4 protein-coding genes and 1 pseudogene are annotated in these 3,819 nt (G+C 34.7%); 3 read left to right on the forward strand and 2 right to left on the reverse strand.

Annotation, left to right across the window (positions count from 1 at the left end; all coding sequences use genetic code 11):
- A partial coding sequence (locus BG20_RS04130; RefSeq protein ID WP_010191281.1) for a nitrite/sulfite reductase occupies nucleotides 1-1,434 on the forward strand: 1,434 nt, incomplete at its 5' end.
- On the forward strand, nucleotides 1,431-2,114 hold the full coding sequence (locus BG20_RS04135; protein ID WP_238527493.1) for a sulfurtransferase: 684 nt from the start codon (nucleotides 1,431-1,433) through the stop codon (nucleotides 2,112-2,114). The genes BG20_RS04130 and BG20_RS04135, both read left to right, overlap by 4 nt.
- 122 nt (nucleotides 2,115-2,236) lie before the next feature.
- Here BG20_RS04135 and BG20_RS13115 read toward each other — a convergent pair whose 3' ends face one another.
- On the reverse strand, nucleotides 2,237-2,563 hold the full coding sequence (locus BG20_RS13115) for a hypothetical protein (protein ID WP_238527494.1): 327 nt from the start codon (nucleotides 2,561-2,563) through the stop codon (nucleotides 2,237-2,239).
- A complete protein-coding gene (locus tag BG20_RS04140; protein WP_238527495.1) occupies nucleotides 2,514-3,353 on the reverse strand; it encodes a tetratricopeptide repeat protein in 840 nt (279 codons plus the stop codon). Before BG20_RS04140 ends, BG20_RS13115 begins: the two co-directional genes overlap by 50 nt.
- 159 nt (nucleotides 3,354-3,512) lie before the next feature.
- Between BG20_RS04140 and BG20_RS04145 the strand changes: the two are divergent.
- Nucleotides 3,513-3,819 (forward strand): annotated as a pseudogene (locus BG20_RS04145) (collagen-like protein); the annotation flags it as partial.

Raw genomic sequence — 3,819 nt, forward strand, 5'->3', positions numbered from 1 at the left:
CTTACATCACGTGAAGCATGTGGAAATTCTGTAAGAAATGTAATGTGTAGTCCTTTGTCTGGAGTTTGCCCTGATGAAGAATTTGATTCAACTCCATATGCACTTGCAACTGCTAGATTCTTTTTAAGAAATCCATTATCTCAAAACCTTCCAAGAAAATTCAAATTCAATTTTACATGTTGTGAAAAACATGGTATGGTAAGAATGGTTGATGTTGGTTTGATTCCACAAACTAGAGATTTGAATGGTACACTACAAAAAGGATTTAAAATATTTCTTGGTGGTGGATTAGGTAACAAATCATTTGTGGGTCACCAATTAGAAGAATTTACTCCTGAAGAAGATCTATTACACACATCAATTGCTGTACTCCGAATCTTTGATAGGATGGGTGATAGAAAAAATATGGCAAGAAATAGAATGCGTTATCTTGTAAATGATATGGGATGGGAAAAATTCCAAAACCTTGTACTAAAAGAAAGGGCAATAGTTAGAGCAACACAGTCTGTAATTACCCAACTTGAAGTTGATCATACTCCATCTGTAATTAAAAGACCGATAAAAATATCTGATGAAAGTGGCAGTCCAAATCCTGATGGATACAATAGATGGATAAAGACTAACACACTAAAACAAAAACAATCAGAATACAATTCTGTGTTTATAACACTTGAGGCAGGTGATATTACATCTAGTCAGATTGCTGCATTGGCAACAATAATTCAAGAATTCTCATCTGAAGGCCATGCAAGAGCTGGATTTGTTCAAAACATAGCATTACGATATGTTCATGATGATGACTTGCCACGTTTGTATTCTAAATTACTTGAAGTAGGTCTTGCAAAGTCTGGAGCATTAACAATGGCTGCTCCAATTGGATGCTCAGGCACAACTTCGTGTAATTTGGCTTTAACAAACTCTCATAGGTTGGCAAAGGAGATACAGCGAAAATTCCTTGAACTAAAACTAGACCAAGATGATGATCTACGTGATTCATCCATTAAGATAAGTGGATGTCCTAACTCCTGTGGTCAACATGGTATTGCTACAATTGGGTTTTTTGGAGGAGGTGCAAGAATTGGAACCGAGATGTATCCAAACTATCAGATGTCTTTGGGTGGACGTTCAGATGGAGAGACAATGCTTGGTGCAACATGTCATAGAATCCCTGCAAAAAGAGTAATTCCAGTAATTTTAAAAATCATCGAGCTATTCAAACAAAACAAAAAATCTAACGATACACTTCGCGATTGGATTCATAGGATTGTAAATGGAAAGGAAGAATCTGCTATAAAGTCAGTTCTTGATATGAGAAAAGCTTTAGACCCTCTAATCATTCCACCAACCAAAGAAGATGATCCAGACTTTTACAATGACTATGGCAGTGATTCTAGCTACCATACAAAAACTGGTAAAGGTGAATGTGCTGCATGAGCCAAGAAAAGACTATCAAAACAACAACCGATGTTGATTCACTACGTTCTGAAATTAGAGATAAAAGTGTTAGAGTAATCGATGTGAGAAGGGAAGATGATTATAAACAAAGTCATATTCCAACAGCAGTAAATTTACCTCTTGCAAATTTACTATCTGATGATACTCCAGAGCGAGTCTTAAAACTGGTAAATGCAATGGGGATTTCCGATGAAACACCAGTAGTTGTATATGATGATACTTTTGGTGCACTTGCATCTCGAGTTGCATGGACACTGGAATACCTTGGTCACTCTGACGTGTCTTTGCTTGAAACAACTTTTAGTAAATGGAAATCACTTGGTTTGGAAAATGACAATAAAACACCTGAAGTAAAAAGTGCAAATCATTCTATCCATCTAAGACCTGAAATATTAGCTACGTCTGATTATTTGGAAACATCAAAAGAAAAATCTGATGTAATCCTCATTGATAACAGGGAGCGACTAAACTATCTAGAACAGCACATACCAGGTGCAATTAGCCTACCATATAGGACTCTTGCAACTTCAGATAAGATTTTACGCCCAAAAGACGACATGAAACGACTTTTAGAGAATAGGGGGATTTCTGGTAATTCTGAAATTATCACTTATTGTGGAAGTGTTGGGACTCTTTCTGGTTTAGCTTATATGCTCTAAAATCAGTTGGATTGCCTAATGTCAAAATTGTATGTGCGTTCTTTTAAAGAATGGAAAAATCTCCAAAAACCAACTGCAAAACAAAAAGACGCAAACTATTGGGATTTATCAGCAGAATAATTTTACGCTATCTCGTTTCTGAGTTTTTTAGTAATTGTAACTTCTACGTTATCAAAAAGATTTAGCATCTTTGTTTTGTTTTCAATGAGATAATCTACTCCTCTATCTTTTAACCTGATCTTCCATAATCTGATCTCTCTATGTTCTTCAAAGAATTGTTCGATCATTTGTTCTCCTGATTTTGTTGGGTCGATAAACTCTTCAAACAAATCCATGGTTTTATCAACATCCTCTTCTTCTATTGATTCTCTTACTGCTTGTATTGCTTGACTAATTTCTTTAAGATTCTTGATTGGTTTTGGTAGTTGCTTTCTTGTAATTCCAAACAATCCTTTCTTCTTTGCCCATTTTTTCTGCAACGTCTGCTGCAAGATCATATATTGGAATTTTACTAAGACCATCTCGTTTTTCATGTTGAACAATTAGGCCTTTCTCAAGTAATTTTCTTAATGCATCTAATGCATCTGCCTTGTCAAGATATGTGGTCCATACAATTGCCCCAAGTGTGTGATACCCCTGTCTAATTGATTCTAAAACAACTACCTCGACAATTCTTTTGAATCCCTCTTCAATTTTCACATTTGTAAAGTCTTTGTCTCTAATTGATTTTCTAGCATTTTTTACATCAATCTCAATTGAACGCTTTAATGCTTCCAATGATTCTGGTACTTGGTTTACAAGTGACAAAAAACATGCCTTGTTATACCATGCCATTCCATATGTTGGATCTGACTCTACTGCTTTCTCAACTGCATCTAGTGCTTTTGAATAATTTTTTTGCTCATAATGGACTAGTGCTTTGAGATTCCAAGCTTCTGGATTTGTAACGTCGATATCTAAAATTTTATCATAAATCTTTAATGCTTCACCATATTCTTCTAAATGAAATCTCACATATCCTAATTTCATTAAAGTTTCAATGTTATCTGGTTCTATTCGTAAAGCCTGCTCAAAAATAACTGCTGCATCCTCTAGCTTTTCATCAGCCATAAGATTAACTCCTTTTTTAAATAATTTTTTACGATTATAGTCAGGATCAACTAGGCTTGTCTCTTCATGATCTTTGATTTTAGCCTCTATTTCTTCTTCTTTTGGCTTTTTTTGAAACGGTTTCTTCACTAGCTCAAATTGGAGCTTTATTCTAGATAAATACTATCCTGAATTGAGCCTGATTCTAACTTTTTAACAATATGATAAAGTGTTACTCCACATTTGTAGTGATAAAAATGAATTTTTTTGCACCAAATACAGAAATACTTGGAATTTACACAAACGATTATGTCATCTCGTCCAAGATTGGAAGTCAAAGGACAAGCTCCATTCAAACAATCTGGAGTTTATGAGGTACAGATCTCAATTACTACCTCAAAACCTTCACCTGAACAAATTAAAACTAAATCTTTTTCTTCATTATGGAAAGGTAATTTTCATCTTAGAGTAGCTGATGGGATTTTTTCAGAAACTCTTGGGACTGACACAAATCCAATTCCTTCATCTGTTTCTGAACTTGATACTATTTGGATCGTAGTAGTTGATCTTTTCTCTTCACTACATTCCGTATTTGATGTATCTTTAGGAAAGTCTA

It is taken from the genome of Candidatus Nitrosarchaeum limnium BG20 (assembly GCF_000241145.1).
Lineage (GTDB): Archaea > Thermoproteota > Nitrososphaeria > Nitrososphaerales > Nitrosopumilaceae > Nitrosarchaeum > Nitrosarchaeum limnae.